This window comes from Lautropia mirabilis (assembly GCF_900637555.1).
GTDB lineage: Bacteria > Pseudomonadota > Gammaproteobacteria > Burkholderiales > Burkholderiaceae_E > Lautropia > Lautropia mirabilis.
This window is the reverse complement of record NZ_LR134378.1, coordinates 1445885-1471073: the sequence shown is the minus strand read 5'-3', so window position 1 is coordinate 1471073 and position 25189 is coordinate 1445885. Positions and strand designations below refer to the sequence as shown.

Sequence of the window (25189 nt, the reverse complement as noted above, 5' to 3'; positions counted from 1 at the left end):
GCATGAACCTGTTTGCCTACGCAGCCCCGCAGCGCTTCTATGCCCTGGCCGGCCGGCTGATCCCCTGGTTTGCCGTGAGTGCCGCCCTGCTGTGCCTGGTGGGTCTGTGGCTGGGCTTCTGGGAGGCCCCCACCGACTTCCAGCAGGGCGAGGTCTACCGGATCATCTTCATCCACGTGCCGGCGGCCTGGATGGCCATGTTCATCTATCTGGTGATGGCGATCTACGCCATCCTGAACCTGGGCTTCCGCACCCGGATGTCGGCGATGATGATCGCCGCGCTGGCGCCCACCGGGGCGCTGTGGGCCGCCATCGCGCTGTGGACAGGCTCGCTGTGGGGCAAGCCCACCTGGGGCACCTACTGGGCCTGGGACGCCCGGATGACCTCGACGCTGATCCTGCTGTTCCTGTACTTCGGCTATCTGGCGCTGACCAACGCCATCGAGGACCGCAACCGCGCCGATCGTGCCGGCTCCATTCTGGTGCTGGTGGGCAGCATCAACGTCCCCATCATCTATTTCTCGGTCAATCTCTGGAACACCCTGCACCAGGGCTCCAGCGTCAACCCGGTCAGCGGCTCGAAGATGGCCACGGTGATGCTGCTGGCCATGCTGGTGATGTCGCTGGCGGCCTGGTGCTACAGCGTGGCGGTGGTCCTGCACCGGGCGCGCAGCATCATCCTGGTGCGCGAGGCGCACACGCAGTGGGTGCATGAGCTGCAGGAGCATCCGGAAAAATCGTGACGGTGTCCGGCCCCCTCACCGGGCGCCGAGCCATCCAGACATCGAAACCTTCAGACTTCCACGCGCCAGAAAGGCTACAGGTGGGCATCAGAGCCGACGACCCGCAATGATTATCAGTCCGGTTTCTGGCGCCATTTGACGACTATTTTCCCGTAACGTATCCGATCATCCGCCATGGCCCGCCAGCCAGTCCGCCGAATGTCGGCCGCGTTGACCTCGATCAACGCTGGCCAGCACGCTACGGGTATCGTCATCCTTCCTCTACGATACCCCTATCTATTCTCCATGACACACTGGCATTACGTCCTGATTGCCTATGGGCTGTCCGCCCTGGCTCTGGTGTTGGAGCTTGTGCTGCTGGCCGGACGCCGCCGGCATGCGCGCCACTGCATGGAAGACGCCAACTCATGACGCCCCGCCAGAAGCGCTTTGCCTGGATCGCCTCGGGCCTGGCGGCCCTGGTGCTGGTCGCAGGCCTGTTGCTCTACGCGCTCAACAGCAACATCGTCTTCTTCTACACGCCGACCCAGGTGTCCCAGGGTGAAGCCCCCAGTGGTCGCGCCTTCCGCATCGGCGGGCTGGTGGAGCCCGGCAGCCTGAAGCGTGACGGGACGCGGGTCGAGTTCGTCGTGACCGATGGCGAACACCAGATCGCCGTCAGCTATGTGGGCACGCTGCCCGACCTGTTCCGCGAGGGCAAGGGCGTGGTGGCCCAGGGCCGGCTGGACGATGCCGGGCATTTCACTGCCTCCGAGGTGCTGGCCAAGCACGACGAGAACTACATGCCGCCCGAGGCCGCTGAAGCACTGCACAAGGCGGGGCACCCGTCGTCCATCGATACCCTGAAGGCACAATGAAGCATGATCGCTGAAATCGGACACTACGCCCTGTGGCTGGCACTGGCACTGGCGGTCGTGCAGTTCTGCAGCGGTCTGTGGGGCGCCCACCGGCAGGACGGGCGGCTGATGCAGGTGGCCCACCGCGCCACGCTGCTGCAGGCGGCCATGATGGTGGTGGCCTTCGGCTGTCTGGCCTGGTCCTTCGTGCATTTCGATTTCAGCCTGAAGAACGTGGCCAGCAACAGCAACCGCATGCTGCCGCTGCCCTACCGCATTGCCGCCACCTGGGGCTCGCACGAGGGTTCCATGCTGCTGTGGGCGCTGATGCTGGGCCTGTGGACAGCGGCCGTGGCCAGCTTTGGCCGCACGCTGGGCACGCTGGTGCGCAGCCGGGTGCTGGGCGTGCAGGGCTTCGTGTCCGTCGGGTTCCTGCTCTTCCTGCTCACCACCTCCAACCCCTTCGAGCGCAGCCTGCCGGCCCCGCCTGATGGCCGCGACCTGAACCCGCTGCTGCAGGATCCGGGCATGGTGCTGCACCCACCCCTGCTCTACCTGGGCTATGTGGGCTTCTCGGTGGCCTTCGCCTTTGCCATTGCCGCCATGCTGGGCGGCCGGGTGGATGCAGCCTGGACCCGCTGGGCGCGCCCCTGGACCACGGCAGCCTGGTGCTTCCTCACCCTGGGCATCACGCTGGGCAGCTGGTGGGCCTACTATGAGCTGGGCTGGGGTGGCTGGTGGTTCTGGGATCCGGTCGAGAACGCCTCCTTCATGCCCTGGCTGGTGGGCACGGCGCTGATGCACTCGCTGATCGTCACCGAACTGCGCGGCACCTTCCGCAACTGGACACTGCTGTTGGCCATCGCGGCCTTCAGCCTCAGCCTGGTGGGCACCTTCATCGTGCGCTCGGGCGTCATCACCTCAGTGCATGCCTTCGCCACCGACCCGGCACGCGGCGTATTCATCCTGAGCTTCCTGGTGGTGGTCATCGGCGGCTCGCTCTTCCTGTACGCCTGGCGCGCCCCCCGGCTGGCACAGGGCAATGCGCCGGCAACCTTCTCGTTCAGCTCGCGCGAGAGCATGCTGCTGGCCAACAACCTGCTGCTGGTGGTGGCCTGCGCCGCCGTCTTCCTGGGCACCATGTACCCGCTGCTGCTCGACACGCTGGAGCTGGGCAAGATCTCGGTGGGCCCCCCCTACTTCGAGGCCGTGTTCGTGCCGCTGATGGCGCCGGCCGTGTTCCTGATGGGCGTGGGCCCGGTGGCTCGCTGGCGCAACGCGCCGGTGCCGGATCTGCTGCGCCGGCTGCGCTGGGCGCTGGGCGTGTCCATCGTCACCACGGTGCTGGTGGCCCTCACCTCCGGCCGCTTCTCGGCCGAGCGGCTGGCCAGCCCGGCTGAAGGCGGGGTCGGTGTCGGCGGGGCCGTGCTCTTTGCCATTGGCATGTTCATCGGCATCTGGGCCATTGCCTCGGCACTGGCGCTGCTGCGCGAACGGCTGTGGCCGTCGGGCGAGGCTGCGGCGTCGCGCTCTGCCATGGAGCGTGCCCGCGCGCTGCCGGCTGCCTTCTGGGGCATGCTGGTGGCACATATCGGCGTGGGCGTCTTCATCATCGGCGTGGCCGGCGTGAACACCCTGGAGACCGAGGCCGACGAGGCACTGGCGCCCGGCCAGAGCATGTCGCTGGGCGGCTATGAGTTCCGCCTGCAGGAACTGCGCGAGGTGCCCGGCCCCAACTATCAGGCCGTGCAGGCCAAGGTGGAAGTCAGCCGCGACGGGCACTTCCACAGCATGCTGCTGCCCGAAAAGCGCGCCTATAGCGGCGCCATGGGTACCACGCAGACCGAGGCCGCCATCGAGACCCGGCTGACCGGTGACGTGTACGTGGCCCTGGGCGAACGTCTGCCCGATGGTCGCTGGACGATGCTGGTATGGATCAAGCCCTTCGTGGACTGGATCTGGGGAGGCTGCGTGCTGATGGCACTGGGCGGCTTCATCGCCATGGCTGACCGGCGCTACCGCCGCCGGCGGGCACACGGCCGACAGGACTGAAACGCTCTCCGGCAACAGGCCGGGCATGGTGTTGCACCGTGCCCGGCGCTCGCCTTTCCAGCCTCGGCGGTGGTTTCTGCTGCGGTTTCTACTGTGGTTTCTGCCGTGCGAGCCGCAGGCCGTATCATGCCCCCATCCCTTCCCGCATCCCTTCACTGAACGATGAAAAAGAAGCGCGCCAAGGCCAAGAAGAAATCCGGTCTGTTCTCCCTTCGCTACCTGCTGCCGGCAGGCTTCTTCCTGGCGCTGTCGGTCTTTCTGCTGCTGGGGCTGAACCGCAACCCCAACGAGATTCCCTCGCCGCTGATCGGCAAGGCCGCCCCCGAGTACGCCCTGCCACGTCTGGCAGACGCACCCGCCTCCATCGGGCGGCGTGCTCTGACGCCGGATAACGGCAACACGTCGGCCGGCCAGGCCAGCGCCGACGCCGGTGCGGGTGCCGACGCCAAGGGGACCAGTGACAATCTGGTGAGTTCCCAGGCGCTGCGTGGCCAGCCCTACCTGCTGAATGTCTGGGCCTCGTGGTGCATGCCCTGCCTGCAGGAGCATCCGCAGATGGTGGCACTGGCCCAGAGTCACCGCATCCGGATCGTGGGCATGAACTACAAGGACCAGCCGGCCGACGCCCGCCGCTGGCTGGCCCGCAATGGCAACCCCTACGACGAGATCATCGTGGACGCCCAGGGCCGCACGGCCATCGACTTTGGCGTCTATGGCGTGCCCGAGACCTTCCTGATCGATGCCGAAGGGCGGATCCGTTACAAGCTGACGGGCGCTCTCTCCGTCCAGACGCTGCAGGACCAGCTACTGCCGGCCATCGCCGCACTGGAAAGCAACGGCCAGCCGTCGGGCAACACCAGCCCTCGGCCGAATCCGGCGCCCTGAGCCTGCCCATCCCGAACCCAGTGCCCTGCACACAGGAAGGGCCATGACGGCGTACCCCACCTGGCGCCCTTCCTGCAGAGGCCACTTGCATGACACCTGCCCACAGGTCACCGCATGAACCTTTTGCCTCCTCACCCTGATCGCGCCGCCCCCCATGGGGGGGAAGTCCGCTCCACCGTTTCTGTCTGCGCGTCCGTTTCTGAAACGCGCGGCCGGACGGCGCGGCCGATGACATCCCGGTACTGGGCTGCCTGCCTGGGGCTGGCGGCCGCGCTGATGGTGGGCCCTGTGGCGCCCGTGGCGGCCGTCACGCCTGTCCAGGCCGTGCCGGCAGCAACCGGCAATGCCACCAACGACAGCGCTACCGGCTCGGCGGCTCCGGACGCGGCCCAGTCCAGCGCGCCGCATGCCGATGCCCAGGCGGAAGCCATCATGCGCACGTCGCGGTTTCGGGGGCTCGCGGCCGAGCTGCGCTGCCTGGTGTGCCAGAACCAGACCCTGCTGGACTCCCATGCCGATCTGGCCAAGGACCTGCGGATGGAGGTGGTGCGCCTGATCCAGGAAGGTCGTGACGACGCCGAGGTCAAGCGCTACCTGGTGGATCGCTATGGCGAGTTCGTGCTGTACCGGCCCACCTGGTCCTGGCGCAACGGCATTCTCTGGCTGGGGCCGCTGGTGTTGCTGGCGGTGGCCGGTGCGGTCATCTGGCGGCTGACGCACAAGCGCAAGCTGCAGGAAGACGAACTCGACGATGCGGACGACACGGACGATGACGGCAGCGACGGGGAGGACGACGAGACGCCACCGCTGTCCACCGAGGACGCCATGAAGCAGGTGGACGCCCTGCTGGCCCGGACAGCCGAGGAGCCTGCCGCTCCCACCCACGTGAGCAGCCGCAAGACAGATAGCTGAGCACACTGGCAGCAAGGCAGGCGCACGGCCCTCAAATTCGCCACCAGCGGCCGACTGGGGTATCGTTGTGGTGATGAGGCCAACCGTCGGTGAAGCATGATGTGCAATACACAGCCCACCCCTGCAATGCCATCCACGGCAAACGCCACGCCCCAGCCCTTTGCGGAGCTGGGGCCCAACACCGTGCTGGCGGCACTGGAAGAGATCGGCCTGCGCTGTGACGGACGCCTGCAGGCGCTCAACAGCTTCGAGAACCGCGTCTATCTGGTGGGACTGGAAGATGGCGGCAGCCGCGTGGCTAAGTTCTACCGCCCCGGACGCTGGAACCGTGACCAGCTGCTGGAGGAGCACCGCTTCGCCCACGAGATCGCGGCCGCCGAGATCCCACTCGCAGCGCCGCTGCACCGGGACGCGCTGATGGCTCCCGACCTGCTCGATGAAGAGGAAGACCCCGAGGACGATGCGGCCGTGGCCGACACGCTCTTCGAAAGCCATGGCTTCTACATCGCCGTCTATCGCCGTCAGGGCGGCCGCGTGCCCGAGCTGGACAACATCCACGAAGGGCCGGCCATGCGCGAGCGCATCGGGCAGTTCATCGCCCGCATCCACCAGGTGGGCGCGCGCCACGGCTTCCTGCACCGCCCGCCACTGGATTGTGGACTGGATGGCTGGAGATCGATAGAACGGGTGACGGAATGTGCGTGGCTGCCGCCGGAAGTGCGTCACCAGTGGGAGGATCTGGCCCGCCAGTGCTGCACGCTCGTGGAAGCGCGGCTGCATCCGACATTGGCCAGCCCGGGCGTGGCGGACTTCACGCGTATCCGCCTGCATGGCGACTGCCATCTGGGCAACCTGCTGTGGACCGAGGCCCATGGCCCGCATTTTGTGGATCTGGACGACTGTCGCAGCGGCCCGGCCATCCAGGATCTGTGGATGATTGCCGATGCAGCCGGCCAGCAGGACGCCGAGACGGGGGATGACGCCACCTCACAGGCCATGCATGAGCTGCTGGCCGGCTACAAGCAGATCCGCCCCTTCGAGCGGCGGGAACTGGCCCTGGTGGAACCGTTGCGCACGTTGCGGATCATCCGCCACAGTGCGTGGCTGGCCGAGCGCTGGGAAGACCCGGCCTTTCCGGCAGCCTTCCCATGGTTTGGCTCGGTACGCTACTGGCAGGGCCAGATCATCAGCCTGCAGGAGCAGCTGGCCCAGCTGCGGGGCCTTTGAGCGATGCGCCCGGCGGCGTGGGGCGCCGCCCATGAAACAGGGGCCTCCTGACGAGGCTCCGAGATGCGCCCCTTCGTGCGGGGCAAGGCCCTGACCAGGGCCCCGGCGGATTACTGCGCCTTGTTGGCGGCGTCCTTGAAGGCGGCGCCAGGGGTGAACTTGGGCACGTTGGCCGCGGCGATCTCGATCTTCTCGCCGGTACGCGGATTCAGGCCGGTACGGCTGGCGCGCTTGCTGGCGTGGAAGGTGCCAAAGCCCACCAGGGTAACGCGGTCACCCTCGGCAACGGCCTTCATGATGGCGTTCATGGCCGAGGTGAGGGCCCGTTCTGCGGCGGCCTTGCTGATGTCGGCTTCGCTGGAGATCGTATCGATCAGTTCACTTTTATTCATTCATACCTCTGACTGGTTGGCTATGCCTTGTCCGAGTTGCAAAGCGGTGCGCACGCGGCCCGCAGGCCCGGCGCGACGCACCGCCGCGACTGTCTCGACCCGGTGCGCAGAGGCTGCCGGGCCACCGCTTCAAGCGGCAATAAGCGCGGATTCTACCGTGATTCCCGCTGCCACTGCGCCCGCCTTGAAAAGCCCCTTCCCTGCACTTGTCCCAGGACAAGGAACAGGACGGCCAAGGCGTCACCACAGGCGACAACCCCCGGGAGCGCAAAGAACATGAACGGCCCTCGCCGACATTGATGGCCCCTCATGGCCCATCCCGTCGACGAGGACTCCCCTGCCAGCCGCCTGCGCAGGCGGCCGGCGGTGCAGGTCAGTCGGCCGCGTACTCCAGCAGCAGATCATGCGCTGCCACCGTCTGCCCGGTCGCCACCAGCACGGAGGCCACCGTGCCGTCACGCTCGGCCCGGATCTGCGACTCCATCTTCATGGCCTCGATGGACACAAGCGGATCACCAGTCCGGACCTTCTGGCCCGGCTTGACGGCCACCGTCACCACCATGCCCGGCATCGGAGCACCCACATGCAGCGGATTGCCGGTCTCGGCCTGCGGACGCGAACCGGCGGTGGACTCGGCATCGGCCTTGCGTACACGGATGGTGCGCGGCTGGCCGTTGATCTCGAAGAAGACCCGCACATAGCCCTCGGCATCGGGCGCGGTGGTGCCCTGCAGGCTGATCAGCAGCGCCTTGCCCTGGTCCAGCTCGACCGAGATTTCCTCGTGTTCACGCAGGCCGTAGAAGAAGGCTGACGTGGGCAGTGCCGCCACGTCGCCATAGCGCCGCTGATGATCCCAGTAGGTGTTGAGCACCTTCGGATACATCAGCCAGGCCGCCAGGTCGTGCTCGGCCAGCGGCTGGCCCGCTTCCTTCTCGGCCTGGGCGCGCATGGCGTCCATGTCAGCCGGCGGGATGCGGTCCCCCGGCCGGTAGGGCGCGGGCGGCGTGTCCTTCAGCACCTTGCGGCCCAGGGCCTCGGGGAAGCCGTCGGGAGGGAAGCCCAGCTCGCCCCTGAACAGCGACACGACGCTCTCGGGGAAGGCGACCTCGCGGGCCGGATCGGCCACGTCCTCGGCCGTCAGGTCGTTGGCCACCATCATGATGGCCATGTCCCCCACCACCTTGGAGGTGGGCGTGACCTTCACGATGTCGCCGAACAGCCGGTTGACCTCGGCATAGGCCTTCGAGACCTCCGGCCAGCGATGCTCCAGACCGATGGCACGCGCCTGCTCGCGCAGGTTCGTGTACTGCCCGCCAGGCATCTCGTGGTGGTAGACATCGGCCGTGCCGCTGCGAATCTCGGACTCGAACGGCGAGTAGAAGCGCCGCACGCCCTCGAAGTAGTCGGCCAGCTCGCGCAGCGCCTGCGGGTCAAGCTTCGGATCGCGCGGATCACCGGCCAGCATGGCCACGATGGTGTTGAGGCTGGGCTGCGAGGTGAGCCCGCTCATCGAATCCAGCGCCCCATCCACGGCATCCACGCCAGCCGCCACGGCCGCCATCACCGTGGCCACCGAGGCCCCACTGGTGTCATGGGTATGGAAATGTATGGGCAGCCCGACTTCCTGGCGCAGCACCCGCACGAGTTCGGCCGCCGCACGCGGACGGCACACCCCCGCCATGTCCTTGATGCCCAGCACGTGACAGCCGGCCTTTTCCAGCTGGCGGGCCAGGTTCACGTAATAGGACAGGTTGTACTTGGGCCGCGAGGTGTCGAAGATGTCGGCCGTGTAGCAGAGCGTGCCCTCGCAGATGGCGCCGGTCTCGCGCACCGCATCGATGGCCACCCGCATGTTCTCGACCCAGTTGAGCGAATCGAACACCCGGAACACATCGATGCCCTGCGCAGCGGCCTGCTGCACGAAGTGGCGCACCACGTTGTCGGCATAGTTGGTGTAGCCCACCGCGTTGGATGCCCGCAGGAGCATCTGCAGCAGCATGTTGGGCATGGCGGCGCGCAGCTTGCGCAGGCGCTCCCACGGGTCTTCCTTCAGGAAGCGGAAGGCCACATCAAACGTGGCCCCCCCCCAGCACTCCAGCGACAGCAGCTGCGACAGCCGGTTGGCATAGACCGGCGCCGCCGGCAGCATGTCGTGCGTGCGCATGCGGGTGGCAAACAGCGACTGGTGCGCATCGCGCAGCGTGGTGTCGGTAACCAGCAGCTGGGGCTGCTCCCGCATCCAGCGGGCAAAGCCCTCGGCGCCCAGGGCCTCCAGGCGCTGCTTGTTGCCTGCCGGCGGCGGCACATTCGCATCCGGCTGCGTCGGCATGCGCACCTGCACATGGCTCAGATCCGGCGCCGCACGTCCCTTCATGTCGGGCTGACCGTTGACGATGACATCGCCCAGATACTGCAGCAGGCGTGTGGCCCGGTCGCGCCGTGCGGTGAAGTCGAAGAGCTCCGGCGTGTTGTCGATGAAGCGGGTGGTGACGCGCCCTGCCCCGAAGTCCGGGTGCTTGATGACGTTCTCGACGAACTGCAGGTTGGTGGCCAGGCCGCGGATGCGGAACTCGCGCAGCGCCCGGTCCATCCGGCGGATGGCCTCCTGCTGCGAGGCGCCCCAGGTCGTGACCTTGACCAGCAGCGAATCGTAGTAAGGCGTGATGACCGCGCCGCTGAAAGCGGTGCCGCCGTCCAGGCGTACCCCGAAGCCGGCCGCACTGCGGTAGGCCGTCATCCGGCCATAGTCGGGCGTGAAGCCGTTCTCGGGGTCTTCGGTGGTGATGCGGCACTGCAGCGCGTGGCCGTAGAGGCGGATCTCTTCCTGAGCCGGCACGCCCGAGCCCAGCTCCAGCACCCTGCCCTCGGCATCGACACGGTCTTCACGCTGGCCGATGCGTGCGCCTTCCGTGATGCGGATCTGCGCCTTCACGATGTCGATGCCCGTCACTTCCTCGGTGACGGTGTGCTCGACCTGCACGCGCGGGTTGACCTCGATGAAGTAGAACTTGCCGGTATCGGCGTCCATCAGGAACTCGACCGTGCCGGCGTGGGTGTAGTTGACCGCACGAGCCAGCTTCAGCGCCGCCTCGCACAGCCCCGCACGCTGCTCATCGGTCAGATACGGTGCGGGCGCGCGCTCCACCACCTTCTGGTTGCGCCGCTGCACCGAGCAGTCGCGCTCGAACAGGTGCACCACATTGCCATGCAGGTCGCCCAGCACCTGGACCTCGACGTGGTGCGCACGGCGCACCAGCTTCTCCAGGTACACCTCGTCATTGCCGAAGGCCGCCTTCGACTCGCGCCGCGCCACCGGCAGCTGCACGCGCAGGTCTTCCGGTGTCTCGATGGCACGCATGCCGCGACCGCCGCCGCCCCAGCTGGCCTTCAGCATCAGCGGGTAGCCAATGGCAGCCGCCAGCTCCAGGCATTTCTCGATATCGTCGGGCAGCGGATCAGTGGCTGGCATCACCGGCACGCCGGCTGCCACGGCCGCTTCACGCGCCGCCACCTTGTTGCCCAGCCGGGTCATTACCTCGGCCGTGGGCCCGATGAAGGCAATGCCCGCTGCGGCGCAGGCACGCGGCAGCTCGGGGTTCTCGGACAGGAAGCCATAACCCGGGTGAATGGCATCGGCGCCGGCCTGCTTGGCCACCCGGATGACCTCGGCGATGTCGAGGTAGGCCTGCAGCGGCTTCTGCCCCTGCCCCACCAGGTAGCTCTCGTCGGCCTTGGTCCGATGCAGCGCAAAACGGTCCTCGTGCGAATAGATGCCGATGGTGCGCAGCCCCAGCTCGGTGGCTGCACGCATCACGCGGATGGCGATCTCGGAGCGGTTGGCCACCAGCACCGATCGGATCCGCCGGCCCTGGCCTACGTTGTTGTCACCCATTTCGTTCTGTCCTCTTGTCATCCGGAAACGTTGTCACCGCCACGGCTCGCGCGGTTCCAGCCGGAAATTATGCCTTGGGGTCCTGCTCCCGAACCCCGCACTGCGGTAATTCACTTCCACCCTGACCGAGGGGCGTGCCATCCGAAAACAGACCCATTTCCCCTTCCGGCCCGATGAAACGCCAGTCTCCGGGCCATGAACAGCCTGTCCGCGCGGTTCTTTCATGCCTGTCAGTGATGACAACCATTGCTTCATTGCGCATGAACCGCGCTGTCATCCCATGAACGGTCCACGACGTTGATGGCATGTTGCGTACAGGGTGCCAGCCTCGTTCCCGGCAAGCACAGTGCGCATGATGGAAGATTTCCCGGCAGAATCAGGGCTGTGGAAGGCGCTCACCGGCCCTGCCGGAGCGCCCCTGACTGCAGCCTCGGGCCGTTTCGGCTGCAGTTTTCGCCATCCCCCGGCCTGCCATGACGCCGCCGACGAAATCCACGGCCAATCTGTACACGGGGGTGACATAACGTCACATTCCAGCCACGCAGGCCAACGAAAATTCCGCCCGTTGCCGTCTCACCCTACACCTTCAGTGCCATGACTCCTCCCACCCTTTCCCTGTCCCTCAGAACCGTCCCGCTGCTGCTTGCCGCCCTGCTGGCGTCCTGCGGCGGCGGCTCCGAAGATTCGGGCGGGGCGTCCAGCAACACGCCCTACCAAGGCACGCTGCTCAACGGCACCAACTGCACGGTGCGCTACTACGCGCAGTCACAACCCAGCCAGCGCGCAGGGACCGACCCGCTCTATCTCACCCAGTGGTATCTGAAGAACACCGGCCGCCTGAGCGGCTATTCCGGCCTGGCTGCGGGCGAGGACCTGCAGGTCGAGAATGTCTGGGCCAGCGGCCTTCGGGGCGAGAACATCCGTGTGGCCGTGGTGGATGACGCCCTGGAGGTGACCCACCAGGATCTGGCCCCCAACGTGGTGGAAGGCGCCAGCTACAACTATGTGAGCGATGGCAGCTGGCAACGCGGCAGTCCCTGGCCGCTGCCCTGCACGTCAAGCCAGACCCACGGCACCGCCGTGGGCGGCGTGGTGGCAGCCCGCGACAGCAACGGCCTGGGCGGCCGGGGCGTGGCACCACGTGCCAGCCTGGTGGGCTACAACGCCCTGGCCAACGACCAGGACAGCGAGGTTCTGGATGCTCTGGTACGTGACCAGGGCAAGAACCATATCTACAACAACAGCTGGGGCGCCGAAGACGACGGCCACTTCAACACGCCCGCCTCGCGCTCGGCCCAGGTGGGCACCATTCTCAACGGCCTGCGCAACGGCCGCAACGGACTGGGCTCCATCTACACCTTTGCCGGCGGCAACGGTGGCGCCAATGGCGACTACTCGGTGCTGGACGGCAACGTGAGCATGCTGGGCACCATCCCGGTCTGCGGCACCAATGCGGCTGGCAAGCGAGCCCCCTACAGCGAACCGGGCCCCAACCTCATCGTCTGCGCGCCGTCCAGCGACATGGGCCAGGCAAAAGGCAGCAGCCTGCCGGACGTGACCACCACGACGCTGCAGAACCAGTACACGGCCAAGTTCAATGGAACCTCGGCCGCCACCCCAATGATCTCGGGCGTCATCGCCCTGATGCTGCAGGCCAACCCCAACCTCACCTGGCGCGACGTGCCGCTGGTGCTGGCCCGAAGCGCCCGTCAGGTGGATCCGACCAATGCCGGCTGGACCAGCTATGGCGGCTACCACTACAACCATGAGTACGGGTTCGGCGTGGCTGACGCCACAGCCGCCGTGCAACTGGCCCGCAGCTGGCAGAGCGTGGGCGGCAGCAGCACGCTGCGGCAGTGCGGCCCCTACAGCGCCACGGTCAACCAGGCCATTCCCGAGACCACCCCGGTTTCCGACGCAGTGCTTGAAAACCCGTTCGCCGACGCTAGCGGCCTGAGCAAGGCCGCCGTCAACGGGGTCACCTCCCGGATCAGTGCTGCCGGCTGCGGCATCCAGCACATCGAACACGTCGAAGTGGTCCTGACGGCCACCGACGACACCGGTGCCCGTGCCCACCCCAGCGCCGGTGACCTGCAGATCACGCTGACCAGCCCCGCCGGACAGACCAGCACGCTGACCACGCCGCACCTCTGCTACAACATCAGCGGCCAGCAGACCAACTGCCAGGGCCTGGTGGACTTCAGTTTCGGCCTCAGCCGCCACCTGGAGGAGCCTGCCATCAGCGGCACCAGCAGCGACTGGACCCTGGCCGCCGCCGACCGTCGCACCGGCAATACCGGCCGGCTGAGAAACTGGTCGATCACCCTCTACGGACGGTGATGATCAGGTACAACCCTTCGACCATGAACATCCCTCGCTGAACCCGAGCCCGAAGAGTCCCAACATGCGCAAGAACACCCTGATCCAGAACCTGGCCATCGGCCTTTCCACGCTGCTGCTGGGCCTGTCCAGCGTGCAGGCTGCCGATGCGAATGTCGTGCAGCTGATCGGTCCCGACAAGACGGTCCGCAGCTTCCAGATCGACACCGCGCACGTCGTGCAGTTTGGTGGCCGCACCCAGGTGCGCAAGGCCAGCCAGGCCGAGACCAAGCAGCTGCACACCCTCAAGAGCACCCGTGGCGCGCTCACCAGCACCTCGGGTGGCACCGTCTCGCCCGTGCTGAAGGATGCCGCCGGCCGCCGCTATGGCCTGCCCGGTGGCCTCATCGTCACACTGAAGCAGGACATGTCCGAGGCTGATGGTCGCGCCCAGCTGGTGGCTGCCGGCCTGAAACCCGAGCGGCAGATCACGGGCCGCGTCTGGGTGGTGGAAAGCCCGGCCGGGCTGGAGACCATCGAGATGGCCAACCAGCAGAACGCCAAAAGCATCTTCACCGACGTGAGCCCCAACTGGTGGACCAAGCGCGCGCTGAAGTGAGCACGCGATCCGGCGCAAGATTCGATCACACTTGATTCGCGACCTGTTTTTTTCTGGCTCGGCCGAACGGTTGCCTCCAGCCCCCCCCCGCTGCCTGCAAACACGGGCAATCTGCTTCGGCTGACAACACCGCCCGTGCTTCGGCCCGGGCCGCTGGAGTTGCCCGATGAAACGCATCCTTGCCATCGCCCTCCTGACCTGTCTGGCCGCCCCGGCCTGGGCCGATCCACCTGTCCCTGAATGGGTTCGAGCTGCGTCCCGGTGCACTAATCTGACGCCAAACTGCAATCCGTTCGCGGACATGATGAGCGATGCAGACCTTGCCGTGTTCCGTTACCTGACCGTCTACAGCATTTTTGACCTCCCGCCAAAGGAACTGCGACTGGCGGTCGATAAAGTCGAAAAAGCAGTCGCGGCAGCACGTTCCCGTAGCAAGACCGCCTGTGAGGATGCCGACAGAGTGATCAAGCTCATGCAGAGGGGGGCCAGTCGTGCGGTCCGTCGACACGCCGACGAGTTGGTCGCCTTCGTCATGGAGCCCAACTGCCAGTGACTGGCGGCTTCACCCAACGACAAAGGGGGCTCATCGCCCCCTTCGTCATTTCCGGACCTGCGGAACGTATTGCCAGCACGCATCCTCATGGTAGCCCCCATGAGGCAAGAGACGAGTGAGGCATGGGCTGCCAGGAACGGTCAGCTGCCCACGGATTATCTGCTCCCCAAGCCCCTTAACCTATAAAAAGCCGAAGTCAACCGTCCATCGACTGTTTGCCGCCAAATCGATGTCGTGACGCAACGCCGTTGCTAGAGTGACGCATCCCCGTGTGCCGATGTTGCACCGTACCGACTCATTCTGGAGCCGTTCCGTCATGAAGACACGACACCTGCCTGTGCGCCACCTGGCCACCCCGCTGCTGCTGTCCCTGCTGGCTGCCTGTGGCGGAGGCGGTGCGAACCCATCTGCCAACCTGGTGTCTGCCCCGGTCAACGGCACGCAGGCCGGGGGGGCGGGCGGCAACGGTTCGAAGCCCGGGGTGGCTCCAGGCACGAACGGCACGGGCAGCGCAGGAAGCGGCCAGGCCGGTGGCCATCAGCCCGGCAGCAGCAATCCGGCAGGCAACGGCAGCCAGCCGGGCGCAGGCACGTCGGGCAACCACGGCGGCTCTTCTGACTCGCCCCGCGAGCGCGTCAGCTGGGCGGGCTGCAAGCTGAACTACTTCCGCGGCGGCCCGGCCGTGGCCGACAGGACCGGATCCGACCCGAATCAGACCCGCCAGTGGTACCTGACGAACACCGGCAGCCTGCCCGGCTTCTCGACCGACGGCATGGTGGCTGGCGAGGACCTGCGCGTGCAGGGCGCCTGGGACCAGGGGATGCGGGGTGAAGGCATCCGCATTGCCGTCATCGACGACGCCCTGGAAGTGACGCACGAGGACCTGCGTGCCAACGTGGTGGCCGGCAGCCACAACTACCGGCGCCTGTCCCCGAATGCCAAGACCATTGCCGGACACGCCGACTACCCGATGCCCTGCACGGAAGACAACGACCACGGCACCCAGGTAGGCGGCGTGATTGCAGCGCGCGACGGCAACGGCATCGGCGTCTCGGGCGTGGCACCCCGCGCCGGGCTGGTGGGCTTCAATGCGCTGGCCAACAGCCTGACCGAAGACGCGCTGGATGCGCTGGTGCGCGACATCGACCGCAACCACGTCTACAACAACAGCTGGGGCGCCGCCGACATCGGGCACTTCTTTGCCCCGGACAACAAGGCCGCCTTCGACAGCACGCTGAATGACGGCCTGAGCAAGGGACGTGACGGACTGGGCGTGATCTACACCTTCGCGGCCGGCAACGGCGCCTTCGATGGCGATTACTCCTCCATGGACGGCACGGTCAGCGCCCGGGGCATCGTGACGGTCTGCGCCACCAATGCCGCCGGCACGCGTGCGCCGTACAGTGAGCGCGGCCCCAACCTGACGGTCTGTGCCCCATCGGCCGACCTGAGCCGGACACTGGGAATCGAGGGAGCCCCCACCCTGCCCGACGTGTCCACCACCGCACTGCAGAACCAGTACACCGACAGCTTCAACGGCACCTCGGCAGCCACGCCGATGGTCTCGGGCGTGGTGGCGCTGATGCTGCAGGCCAACCCCAAACTCACCTGGCGTGATGTGCCGCTGATCCTGGCACGTTCCGCCCGACAGGTGGATGCCAAGTCCAGCGGCTGGCGCAGCCACAACAGCCCGATCGTCGAGGGGCAGCCTGGCGCCTACGACACGCTGCGCTACCACCACGACTACGGTTTCGGTGTCGTCAATGCCGATGCCGCCGTGAAGCTGAGCCGCAACTGGCAGAGCGTGGGCGGCAGCAGCACGCAGAAACAGTGCGGTCCGTTCACGACCCGGGTCAACGCCCCGATCCCGGAAGCCGATGCCGTGGCGACCAATCCCGTCCGGAAGAGCCAGGCGGAAGCGTTCCGGAAGGCGCTGATCGAGGCGGGCAACCGGATCGACTACAACCAGGCGGCGGCCAACGGTCTGACCTCCACCGTCAGTGTGCCGGAAAGCTGCCAGATCACGCATATCGAGCACATCGAGGTGACGCTCACCGCCTCCAATGCCGATGGCAGCGACGAGCACCCCAGCGCGGGCGACCTGCACATCACCCTGCAGAGTCCGCTGGGCAGCGTCAGCACCCTGAGCGTGCCCCACCCCTGCCAGCTTCCCACCGATAACGGTTCGATGCAGATCGGCCCCTGCCAGGGCCTGCAGAACTACCCCTTCGGCGTTCGCCGTCACCTGGAAGAGCCGGTGGCCCAGGGCAGCAACAGGAACTGGACCCTCTCGGCAACCGACCGTGTGGCTGGAGAAACCGGTCGGCTGAAGGACTGGAGCATCACCTTCTACGGTCGATAACTCCCCACAGGGGTCTGTCTTGCCGGCATGGCCAGCAACCTTGATGCCGACCGTTCCGGCATCCGACAGCCCCCGCCCTGCCTTTCCGGGCACATGCACCGTCGCACCGCCAGCCCCTGGCTGCGACGGACACCCCAAGACGTTGCGGCATCCCTTTCCGGACGGATCTCCATCATGCGCAAGACGCCCATCGCCCAGGCCCTGACCCTTGGCTTCTCCACCTTGCTGCTGAGCGCGTGTGGTGGAGGCGGCTCGGATGATTCCGCATCCCCTCACATCACCGCCCTCCAGATCGGCGACCTGGTGCTGGAACGTCCTGCCCGACCGGTGGACCTGAGCCCGCAACGCGCTGTGGAAGAAAGAGTCCAGGAACAGACGCCACCGGCCACGTCACGCCCCGCCCCGCAACCCCAGGCTCCCGCAGCGGCGCTCACGTCGCCAGCCCCTGCCCCTGCGCCCAGCGGTTCCGGCGCTGGCACCAGCCCGAGCCCAAGACCCGTTCAACCGGTCGTGGCACCCGCCCCCAGTCCGGCGCCGACCCAGGGCACACAAGGCCAGGCCTCTCCGGCCCCCGCCCCCGTGCCTGGCGGTTCCGGTACCAGCGCGGGAGCCAGCCCGAGCCCCGTTCAGCCCGTCGTGGCACCAGCCTCCAGCCCGGCGCCGACCCAGGGCACGCAGGGCCAGGCCACTCCGGCACCCGCCCCTCGCCCCGCTCCAGGCCCCAGCACCGACTCCGGAGCCTCCAGCGCGTCTCCTGCGGCAACGCCTGCACCGGCCCCCGTCGCCAGCCTGGCGCTGGATGCCGCCACCCTGGCCACATTGCCCGCCCAGCTGGGCTGGACGAACTGCGCCCTGAAATACCCGCGCCCTCAGGCCGCTCCCGTTTCCAAGGCGGGTGCCGACACCTATCTGTCGCTCCAGTGGCACCTGGAGAATACCGGTCCCCTGCCCGGCTTCCCCAGCATGAAGGCGGGCGAGGACCTGCGCGTGAAACCGGTCTGGAACGCAGGTCTGCGCGGTGAAGGCATCCGCGTGGCGGTGCTGGATGATGGACTGGAAGTGACGCACGAAGACCTGTGGCCCAACGTCGTGACCGGCAGCCGCAACTACCGCACCGAAGCGGGCATGCTCGGTCTGTCCGCCTCCAGCGGCGGCAAGATTGCCGGCCTGCATGACTTCCCCATGCCGTGCAGCAACGATGACACGCACGGCACCTCGGTGGCAGGCCTGATCGCCGCCCGCGACGGCAATGGCACCGGCGTCTCGGGCGTGGCACCACGCGCCCAGCTGGTGGGTCTCAACATCCTGGCCTCCAACTTCGTGGCCGACACGCTGGATGCCCTGTCACGCGATCTGAACCGGAACCACGTCTACAACAACAGCTGGGGCCCCACGGACAACGGACACCTGGCCACGCCGGAACCCGACTGGTCGAGCTACAACGACACGTTGCGCAACGGGCTGAAGACAGGCCGCAACGGCCTGGGTGCCATCTACGTCTTTTCCGGCGGCAACGGGGCCATCCAGACCGACTATTCGTCGCTGGACGGCGGCGTGAGCGCGATGGGCATCGTCAACGTCTGCGCCACCAACGCCATGGGCAAGCGTGCGCCCTACAGCGAGCGGGGCGCCAACCTGACGGTCTGTGCCCCGTCCGCCGACGCGACGGACGACCAGCAGCCGGAAGTGACCACCACCTCGGTGCGGAACGACTATACCCACACGTTCAACGGCACCTCGGCCTCTGCCCCCATGGTCTCGGGCGTCATTGCACTGATGCTGCAGGCCAACCCGAAACTGACCTGGCGCGACGTCCCTCTGATTCTGGCGCGCACGGCCCGCAAGGTGGATGAACAGGATGGCGGCTGGCGTGATTACCGCAGCCCGCTGGGCAACGCCCAGGGCCTGTACGACGTGCTGCACTACAGCCACCACTACGGCTTCGGCGTGGCCAATGCAGACGCAGCCGTGCGACTGGCGCGGAACTGGAAGAGCGTGGGCGGAAGCGACACGCTCAAGACCTGCGGCCCCTACACCACGACCGTGAATGCCTCCATTCCCGAAACCGGGATCGTGACCCAGCAGGGCGCCGACCAGACGGCCAGAAGCACGAAGGACAACAGCCAGGCCCGCACCTATTTCGGTGCGCTCTACCAGCTGAGCAACACGCTGGACTATCAGATGGCCCCGGCCAACGGCCTGCGATCCGCCGTCGAGATTCCGGCTGAATGCGACATCCGCCACATCGAGCACGTCGACGTAAAAGTGACAGTCACCGCTGCCGATGGCCAGGGCACTCACCCCAACACCGGTGATCTGCAGATGGCCCTGCAAAGCCCGCTGGGCACGGTCAGCACGCTGATGCTTCCCCACGCCTGTACCGATCTGAACACCGCGGCCTTCGGCGCTCCCGAGCTACTGGTGGAGCGTTGCGGCGGCCTGAGCAACTTCACCTTTGGCGTTCGCCGCCATCTGGAAGAACCGGTGGCCAGCAGCAACAGCCGGAACTGGGAACTGGTGACGGCCGACCGCGTGCAAGGTGGCGAGGGACAGCTGAAGGACTGGAGCATCACCTTCTACGGACGCTGACCCCCACCGGGCAACAACATCTCCCTGTCCCGAATCACGCCTCTGAACGTACGACATCCATCGACGATTCTTCTTCGCCACTCTTTCCGGACCTCTCGACCATGCGCAGAACGCACATTGCCCAGGCCCTGGCCCTTGGATTCTCTTCCCTGCTGCTGAGCGCATGCGGCGGCGGCGGAAGCACCGAACACGACACACCATCGGCGAGCCACCTGGCACAGCAGGATCCGGCCACATCCGGCCACGGCCTGCAGGGAGAAACCGGACAGGCACCCGTGGCCACGACGCTTGCCCAGGCATCGCCCCCGGCCGTCCAGCCCGTCGCCACGCCGGCACCGGCCCCTGTTGTCACGCCGGCCCCCATCGCCGCACCAGTAGCCGTTGCCACGCCCACTCCCGTCGTAGCACCCGAGCCTGTCACCAGACCGGCGCCTGCTGTCAATCCGGCTCCCGTCACCGCGCCGGCTCCTGTCGTCACACCGCCCCCCGCGGTCAAGCCGACTCCCGTCGCCACGCCGGCTCCTGTCGTTACGCCGGCTCCTGTCGTTACGCCGACACCGGTCGCCCCCCTGCCTCCCGTGACGAACCCGGCCCCCGCGCCCAAACCGAATCCGGTGGCAACGCCCTCACCCGTGCCACCCGCCAGCCCCACCACCGGTGGCACCACGCCGCCCGGCAAACCTGCTACGGGTGGCGTCACGCCGCCGGCGCCGGTCACGGCACCCGTTGCATCGCCCACCCCTGCCCCGACGACGGGTACTCCACCCGTTGCCACGCCGGCTCCCGTGAAGCCGGTCAACAGTGGCAACAACGGCGGCGGCAACCAGAACGCACGCCCCGCGCCGCCTGAAATGGTCAGCTGGACGGGATGCTCGCTGAAATACTATCGACCGCAGGGGCAGCCCGAGATCAGGACCGGGGCCGATCCGCTCAAGCCCCAGCAGTGGCACCTGAAGAACCTGGGCAGCATCGAAGGCAAGCGTTACACGCGCATCAAGGCCGGCCAGGACCTGAATGTGGAGAACGCCTGGAATAGCGGTCTCAATGGCGATGGCATCCGCGTGGCCGTGGTCGATGACGGCCTGGACATGACGCACCCGGATCTGCGGCCGAACATCGTCGACGGCAGCCACAACTACCGCCGCCAGTCGCTGGGCGAGAACCGATACAGCAACCGGATCGCCGGCCACAAGGACTGGCCGGTTCCCTGCACGGAAGACGATTCACACGGGACCTCGGTGGCGGGCATCATCGCGGCACGGGACTACAACGGCATCGGCGGCACGGGCATTGCACCGCGTGCCAGCCTGGTGGGCTACAACCTGCTAGCCTTCGGGGATGAGCGCAACATCCTCGACGCCCTGTCGCGCGACATCGACAAGAACCACATCTCCAACAACAGCTGGGGTCCGAACGACGACGGCCAGCTCAACAAACCCGCCAGCGGCTGGACGGCATTCAACGACGCCCTGGCCAAGGGACTGAACAAGGGTCGCAACGGACTGGGTGTCCTGTATGTCTTCTCGGGTGGCAACGGGGCCTGGGAGGGGGACTATTCCTCGGCCGATTCCGCCACCAGTTCGCGAGGCGTCATCACCGTCTGTGCCGTCGACGCCGCCGGCGAACGCTCGCCCTACAGTGAACGCGGCGCAAACCTGACGGTCTGTGCACCGTCCGGGCGCAGCACGACACCGGCCACGGCCCCCGAAATCACCACCACCGCCGTGAAGGACAAGTACACGGAAGACTTCGGCGGAACCTCGGCCGCTGCTCCGATGGTTTCTGGCGTGGCGGCGCTGATGTTGCAGGCCAACCCCAGGCTCACCTGGCGTGACGTGCCGCTGATCCTGGCCCGTACCGCGCGGCAAGTGGATGCCTCCAAAGGGGGATGGAGCGAACTGCGCAGCCCGCTGGCAGGCGTCACCGGCCACGATGTGCTGCGCTACAGCCACCACTACGGCTTCGGCGTAGTGGATGCCGAGGCCGCCACCCGACTGGCCCGCAGCTGGCAGAGCGTGGGCGGCAGCGCCGAACAGCGCAAATGCGGCCCCTTCCTCATGAACGTGAGCAAGCCCATTCCCGAAGCGTCGACGGTTACACAGCAGCAGGCCGACAGCACACCAGCCTCGATGGATGATGGTTCGGCCGAAGAGCAGTACTTCGAGGCGCTGACAGAACTGGCCAACAACCTGGACTACAACAAGGCTCCCACCGGCGGGCTGTCCTCGACGATCTCTGTGCCGGCCAACTGTAACCTGCAGCACATCGAGCACATCGACGTGAACCTGACGGTGACCGGCGACAACGGCCGGGGTGAGCATCCCAATGCAGGCGACCTGCAGATCGCACTGGCCAGCCCGCTGGGCAAGGTCAGCACCCTGCTGCCGCCTCACCCCTGCACCGAGAAGGATGAGGACGGCGAGCTGAAGATCCTGGCCTGTCAGGGGCTGCAGGACTTCACCTTCGGCGTGCGCCGACACCTGGAAGAGCCGGTAGCCGCCGGTGCCAACCGCAACTGGACCCTGTCGGTAGCCGACCGCGTGCAAGGTGGCACCGGACAACTGAAGAACTGGAGCATCACCTTCTACGGGCGATAGGCTGCAAAAGCACCATGCCGACGGTCATGTCCAGCTGGACACCGTAAAAAAAACCGTCGGCACGCCCGAACAGGGCAGTACAAAACGGCATAATAGCGAGTGGCCGGGAACGCCGCTGCTGGGATCCGATGGGAGACTGCAGGCGCGGGCCCTGCAAAAAAGGGTCGGCTGGATCCGTATGACACTGAACGTCCGTATGAATCTGCCCGCCGTCCGGTGTTCGGAGGAGACGGATCCGAGCCGAGAAACCGCTGAAGAACCGACTGCGACGTGAGCAATCAAATCCTTCGATTAATCATATAGTTATTGATTCAATCTAGAAATGATCTCACATTTCGGGGGCGCTTCGCAAGGTTGCGCTTTCGAGACAGTGCAAAAAACCAACATCTGCCGCCGTCCGTCGGCTGCCCTGCTCCAGACATCTTCCTGTCGCACACCATGACTTTCCCTGCCGCTTCCCAGTCCGCTCAACCGGCCTCTGTCCTGCCCCAGCCCACCGTGGTACGAAGGGAAGACTACCGGGAGCCCGACTGGCTGGCGGATGGACTGGTGCTGCATTTCGCCCTGGACGCCCAGGACACGGTGGTGACGGCGGCATGCCGCTATCGTCGCCGCCCGGGCGCAGCGGCCGATGCCCCGCTGCGACTGGACGGCGAGGCGCTGGAAACCCTGGGCGTGGCCATTGACGACCAGGTGCTGCCGCAGGAAGCCTGGGTGCAGGACAAGGGCCAGCTGGTGCTGAGCAACCTGCCCGAGCACTTCACGCTGCATACCCAGGTGCGCATCCATCCGTCGGCCAATCTGGAGCTTTCCGGCCTGTATGCCACCGGCAGCACCCTGCTCACCCAGTGCGAGGCGCAGGGCTTCCGGCGCATCACCTGGTTCCAGGACCGGCCGGACGTGATGACCACCTACCGGGTGATCCTGCAGGCGCGCCGCGCTCAGTACCCGGTGCTGCTGTCCAACGGCAATCTGCTGGCGGCCGATGCGCCGGCAGCTGCCGAAGCGCGGGCCGCCCTGTCGGTGCTGCCGCTGCCGGCTACCGACGGCGACTGGCATGAGGCCGTCTGGGAAGACCCGTTCCCGAAACCCTGCTACCTCTTCGCGCTGGTGGCTGGCAATCTGGCCGTGAACGAGACCCGCCACCGGCTGGCCTCGGGACGCGAGGTGCTGCTGCAGGTCTGGACCGAGCCCGAGCAGATCCACCGTACCGACTTCGCGCTGCGCAGCCTGGAAAAGGCCATTGCCTGGGACGAACGCCGCTTCGGGCTGGAGCTGGACCTGGATCGCTTCATGATCGTGGCCGCGCCCGACTTCAACATGGGGGCGATGGAGAACAAGGGTCTGAACATCTTCAACGCCAAGTACGTGTTCGCCGACCCCTTCGTGGCCACCGACACCGACTTCGAGTGGATCGAATCGATCATCGGGCATGAGTACTTCCACAACTGGACCGGCAACCGCGTCACCTGCCGCGACTGGTTCCAGCTGACGCTGAAGGAAGGGCTGACGGTGTTCCGCGACCAGGAATTCACCGCCGACCAGATGGCCGCCGGCGTGGATGCCCAGGCCGCCGGCAGCGTGCGGGCCGTTCAGCGCATGGGCAACGTGCGGGTGCTGCGTCAGGTGCAGTTCGCCGAAGATGCCGGCCCGATGCGCCACCCCATCCGCCCGGACAGCTATCAGGCCATCGACAACTTCTACACCGCCACCGTCTACGAGAAAGGTGCGGAAGTCATCCGCATGCTGCAGACGCTGCTGGGCGTGGACGGCTTCCGGCGTGGCATGGACCTGTATTTCGAGCGCCATGACGGCCAGGCCGTGACCTGCGAGGCCTTCGTGGCCGCCATGGCCGATGCCAACGGACGTGACCTGGAACAGTTCCTGCGCTGGTATGCCACCGCCGGCACGCCCCGGCTGCAGGTGCGAAGCCAGTACGATGCCGCGAACAAACGGCTGGTGCTGTCGCTGACACAGCTTCTGCCGGACGCCGAGGGGCATGCGATGCCGGCTGGCGAGCGGGCGCTGCACATCCCGGTGGACGTGGCACTGCTGGCCCGCGACAGCGGCCAGGTGCAGCAGCACCGCCTGCTGGAGCTGACAGCCTCGCAGCAGGACTTCGTCTTCGAGGGCGTGGAAAGTGCCGACGCCCGGGGACCGATGCTGTCGCTGCTGCGGGATTTCTCGGCGCCGGTGGTGGTGGATCATCCCTACAGCGACGAGGACCTGGCCTTCCTGCTGCGCCACGACGACAACCTCTTCAACCGCTGGGAAGCCGGCCAGCAGCTGGCCGAACGTGCCCTGCTGCAGGCCATCCGCCAGGGCGATGCCCAGGCGACACTGAAGGCGCTGAGCGGCGCACTGGCTGCCACCCTGCCGGATGCGCGGCTGGATGACGGGCTGCGCCAGCAGTTCCTGATGCTGCCCGAAGAGAAGCGGCTGGCCGAACAGCTGGAGCCGCTGGATCCGTCCCTGCTGCGTGCCCGACGTCTGGCGGCGCTGCGCACCCTGGTGCAGCCGCTGGTGCCCTACCTGCAGGACGTGGTGGCCCGCCAGCACTGGCGAGCCAACTATTCGCTGGCCGTCCCCGAGGTGGGGCAGCGCGCCCTGGCCAACACGGCACTGCAGCTGCTCACCCTGGTGGGCGCCGAGGGTGCGGCACGCCAGGCACGCGCGCAGTTCGAGGGCGCCAACAACCTGACCGACCGGCTGGGCGCGCTGCAGGCCCTGGTGCAGTGCGAGCCGGATGATGCCGACTGGGCGCTGGCGCGCTTCGAGGACATCTACCGGAACGAGACCCACGTGCTGGACAAGTGGTTTGCCGTGCAGGCCCGCATGCACGGCACGCACCAGCCCACCCTGGCGCGGGTGCGCCAGCTGATGCAGCACCCGGGCTGGAACAGCCAGAACCCCAACAAGGTGCGCGCCCTGCTCTACACCTTCTTTGCCGACAACCTGGCCGAATTCCACCGCCCCGATGGCGAGGGCTACACGCTGTGGCGTGACGAGGTGCTGCGACTGGACCGCAGCAACCCGCAGCTGGCCGCCCGGATGGCACGCACACTCGACCGCCACCAGCGCTTCGTGCCGGTGCTGGCGCGGCAGATGCACGCCGTGCTGGAACACGTGGCCCACGAGGCCCAGTCGCCCGACGTGCGTGAAGTGATTGCCAAGGAGTTGGGTGCCCTCTGAACCCGTCCTCACAGCCGGC

At 66.9% G+C, this 25189-nt stretch carries 15 protein-coding genes; 13 read left to right on the top strand and 2 right to left on the bottom strand.

Features of this window, described 5'->3' with window-relative positions; all coding sequences use genetic code 11:
• Positions 1–2 precede the first annotated feature (2 nt).
• From ccmC to EL249_RS05855, 6 genes are all read left to right on the top strand, one after another.
• The gene (ccmC, locus tag EL249_RS05885; RefSeq protein ID WP_005673729.1) at positions 3–743 is read left to right on the top strand and encodes a heme ABC transporter permease CcmC; all 741 of its coding nucleotides are present in this window, start codon (positions 3–5) and stop codon (positions 741–743) included.
• Between the two features lie 407 nt (positions 744–1150).
• Positions 1151–1600 (top strand): cytochrome c maturation protein CcmE, encoded by a 450-nt coding sequence (ccmE, locus tag EL249_RS05875; protein ID WP_005673731.1) that lies wholly within the window; start codon positions 1151–1153, stop codon positions 1598–1600.
• A 3-nt stretch (positions 1601–1603) separates the two neighbouring features.
• Positions 1604–3631 (top strand): heme lyase CcmF/NrfE family subunit, encoded by a 2028-nt coding sequence (locus tag EL249_RS05870; protein ID WP_005673732.1) that lies wholly within the window; start codon positions 1604–1606, stop codon positions 3629–3631.
• Positions 3632–3793: 162 nt separating this feature from the next.
• The gene (locus EL249_RS05865) at positions 3794–4516 is read left to right on the top strand and encodes a DsbE family thiol:disulfide interchange protein (protein WP_005673733.1); all 723 of its coding nucleotides are present in this window, start codon (positions 3794–3796) and stop codon (positions 4514–4516) included.
• A gap of 228 nt (positions 4517–4744) precedes the next feature.
• Positions 4745–5428: a cytochrome c-type biogenesis protein gene (locus EL249_RS05860; RefSeq protein WP_005673734.1), complete on the top strand. Its 684-nt coding sequence runs from the start codon at positions 4745–4747 to the stop codon at positions 5426–5428.
• A 96-nt stretch (positions 5429–5524) separates the two neighbouring features.
• The gene (locus tag EL249_RS05855; RefSeq protein ID WP_005673735.1) at positions 5525–6655 is read left to right on the top strand and encodes a serine/threonine protein kinase; all 1131 of its coding nucleotides are present in this window, start codon (positions 5525–5527) and stop codon (positions 6653–6655) included.
• Between the two features lie 110 nt (positions 6656–6765).
• Here EL249_RS05855 and EL249_RS05850 read toward each other — a convergent pair whose 3' ends face one another.
• Together EL249_RS05850 and EL249_RS05845 are read right to left on the bottom strand one after the other, a co-directional pair.
• On the bottom strand, positions 6766–7047 hold the full coding sequence (locus tag EL249_RS05850) for an HU family DNA-binding protein (protein WP_005673737.1): 282 nt from the start codon (positions 7045–7047) through the stop codon (positions 6766–6768).
• A gap of 373 nt (positions 7048–7420) precedes the next feature.
• A complete protein-coding gene (locus EL249_RS05845; RefSeq protein WP_005673739.1) occupies positions 7421–10939 on the bottom strand; it encodes a pyruvate carboxylase in 3519 nt (1172 codons plus the stop codon).
• Between the two features lie 594 nt (positions 10940–11533).
• On the opposite strand from EL249_RS05845, the gene EL249_RS05840 reads away from it, so the two are divergent.
• The 7 genes from EL249_RS05840 to pepN all read left to right on the top strand — a co-directional run bounded on the left by EL249_RS05840 (position 11534) and on the right by pepN (position 25170).
• Positions 11534–13279 carry a S8 family serine peptidase gene (locus EL249_RS05840; protein WP_005673741.1) on the top strand — a complete coding sequence of 582 codons (1746 nt, stop codon included), beginning with the start codon at positions 11534–11536 and terminating at the stop codon, positions 13277–13279.
• A gap of 64 nt (positions 13280–13343) precedes the next feature.
• Complete coding sequence (locus tag EL249_RS05835; protein WP_005673742.1) at positions 13344–13877, top strand: hypothetical protein; 534 nt, start codon at positions 13344–13346, stop codon at positions 13875–13877.
• A gap of 166 nt (positions 13878–14043) precedes the next feature.
• Entirely contained in the window at positions 14044–14430 is a 387-nt protein-coding gene (locus EL249_RS05830; protein WP_126348108.1) for a hypothetical protein, read from the top strand.
• A gap of 316 nt (positions 14431–14746) precedes the next feature.
• Positions 14747–16792, top strand: coding sequence for a S8 family serine peptidase (locus EL249_RS05825; RefSeq protein ID WP_126348107.1), 2046 nt, complete (start codon positions 14747–14749; stop codon positions 16790–16792).
• Positions 16793–16966: 174 nt separating this feature from the next.
• Positions 16967–19381 (top strand): S8 family serine peptidase, encoded by a 2415-nt coding sequence (locus tag EL249_RS05820; protein ID WP_197721609.1) that lies wholly within the window; start codon positions 16967–16969, stop codon positions 19379–19381.
• A 101-nt stretch (positions 19382–19482) separates the two neighbouring features.
• Entirely contained in the window at positions 19483–21978 is a 2496-nt protein-coding gene (locus tag EL249_RS05815) for a S8 family serine peptidase (RefSeq protein WP_232002045.1), read from the top strand.
• A gap of 438 nt (positions 21979–22416) precedes the next feature.
• Positions 22417–25170 (top strand): aminopeptidase N, encoded by a 2754-nt coding sequence (pepN, locus tag EL249_RS05810; RefSeq protein ID WP_005673749.1) that lies wholly within the window; start codon positions 22417–22419, stop codon positions 25168–25170.
• Positions 25171–25189: the final 19 nt, after the last annotated feature.

What these genes read in the sequence shown, in the direction of transcription:
- EL249_RS05845 (WP_005673739.1), bottom strand. Translation starts at nt 10,939, where the DNA reads ATGGGTGACAACAACGTAGGCCAGGGCCGGCGGATCCGATCGGTGCTG.
- pepN (WP_005673749.1), top strand. Translation starts at nt 22,417, where the DNA reads ATGACTTTCCCTGCCGCTTCCCAGTCCGCTCAACCGGCCTCTGTCCTG.
- EL249_RS05830 (WP_126348108.1), top strand. Translation starts at nt 14,044, where the DNA reads ATGAAACGCATCCTTGCCATCGCCCTCCTGACCTGTCTGGCCGCCCCG.
- EL249_RS05815 (WP_232002045.1), top strand. Translation starts at nt 19,483, where the DNA reads ATGCGCAGAACGCACATTGCCCAGGCCCTGGCCCTTGGATTCTCTTCC.
- EL249_RS05860 (WP_005673734.1), top strand. Translation starts at nt 4,745, where the DNA reads ATGACATCCCGGTACTGGGCTGCCTGCCTGGGGCTGGCGGCCGCGCTG.
- EL249_RS05820 (WP_197721609.1), top strand. Translation starts at nt 16,967, where the DNA reads ATGCGCAAGACGCCCATCGCCCAGGCCCTGACCCTTGGCTTCTCCACC.
- EL249_RS05855 (WP_005673735.1), top strand. Translation starts at nt 5,525, where the DNA reads ATGATGTGCAATACACAGCCCACCCCTGCAATGCCATCCACGGCAAAC.
- EL249_RS05825 (WP_126348107.1), top strand. Translation starts at nt 14,747, where the DNA reads ATGAAGACACGACACCTGCCTGTGCGCCACCTGGCCACCCCGCTGCTG.
- EL249_RS05840 (WP_005673741.1), top strand. Translation starts at nt 11,534, where the DNA reads ATGACTCCTCCCACCCTTTCCCTGTCCCTCAGAACCGTCCCGCTGCTG.
- EL249_RS05865 (WP_005673733.1), top strand. Translation starts at nt 3,794, where the DNA reads ATGAAAAAGAAGCGCGCCAAGGCCAAGAAGAAATCCGGTCTGTTCTCC.
- ccmE (WP_005673731.1), top strand. Translation starts at nt 1,151, where the DNA reads ATGACGCCCCGCCAGAAGCGCTTTGCCTGGATCGCCTCGGGCCTGGCG.
- EL249_RS05835 (WP_005673742.1), top strand. Translation starts at nt 13,344, where the DNA reads ATGCGCAAGAACACCCTGATCCAGAACCTGGCCATCGGCCTTTCCACG.
- EL249_RS05870 (WP_005673732.1), top strand. Translation starts at nt 1,604, where the DNA reads ATGATCGCTGAAATCGGACACTACGCCCTGTGGCTGGCACTGGCACTG.
- ccmC (WP_005673729.1), top strand. Translation starts at nt 3, where the DNA reads ATGAACCTGTTTGCCTACGCAGCCCCGCAGCGCTTCTATGCCCTGGCC.
- EL249_RS05850 (WP_005673737.1), bottom strand. Translation starts at nt 7,047, where the DNA reads ATGAATAAAAGTGAACTGATCGATACGATCTCCAGCGAAGCCGACATC.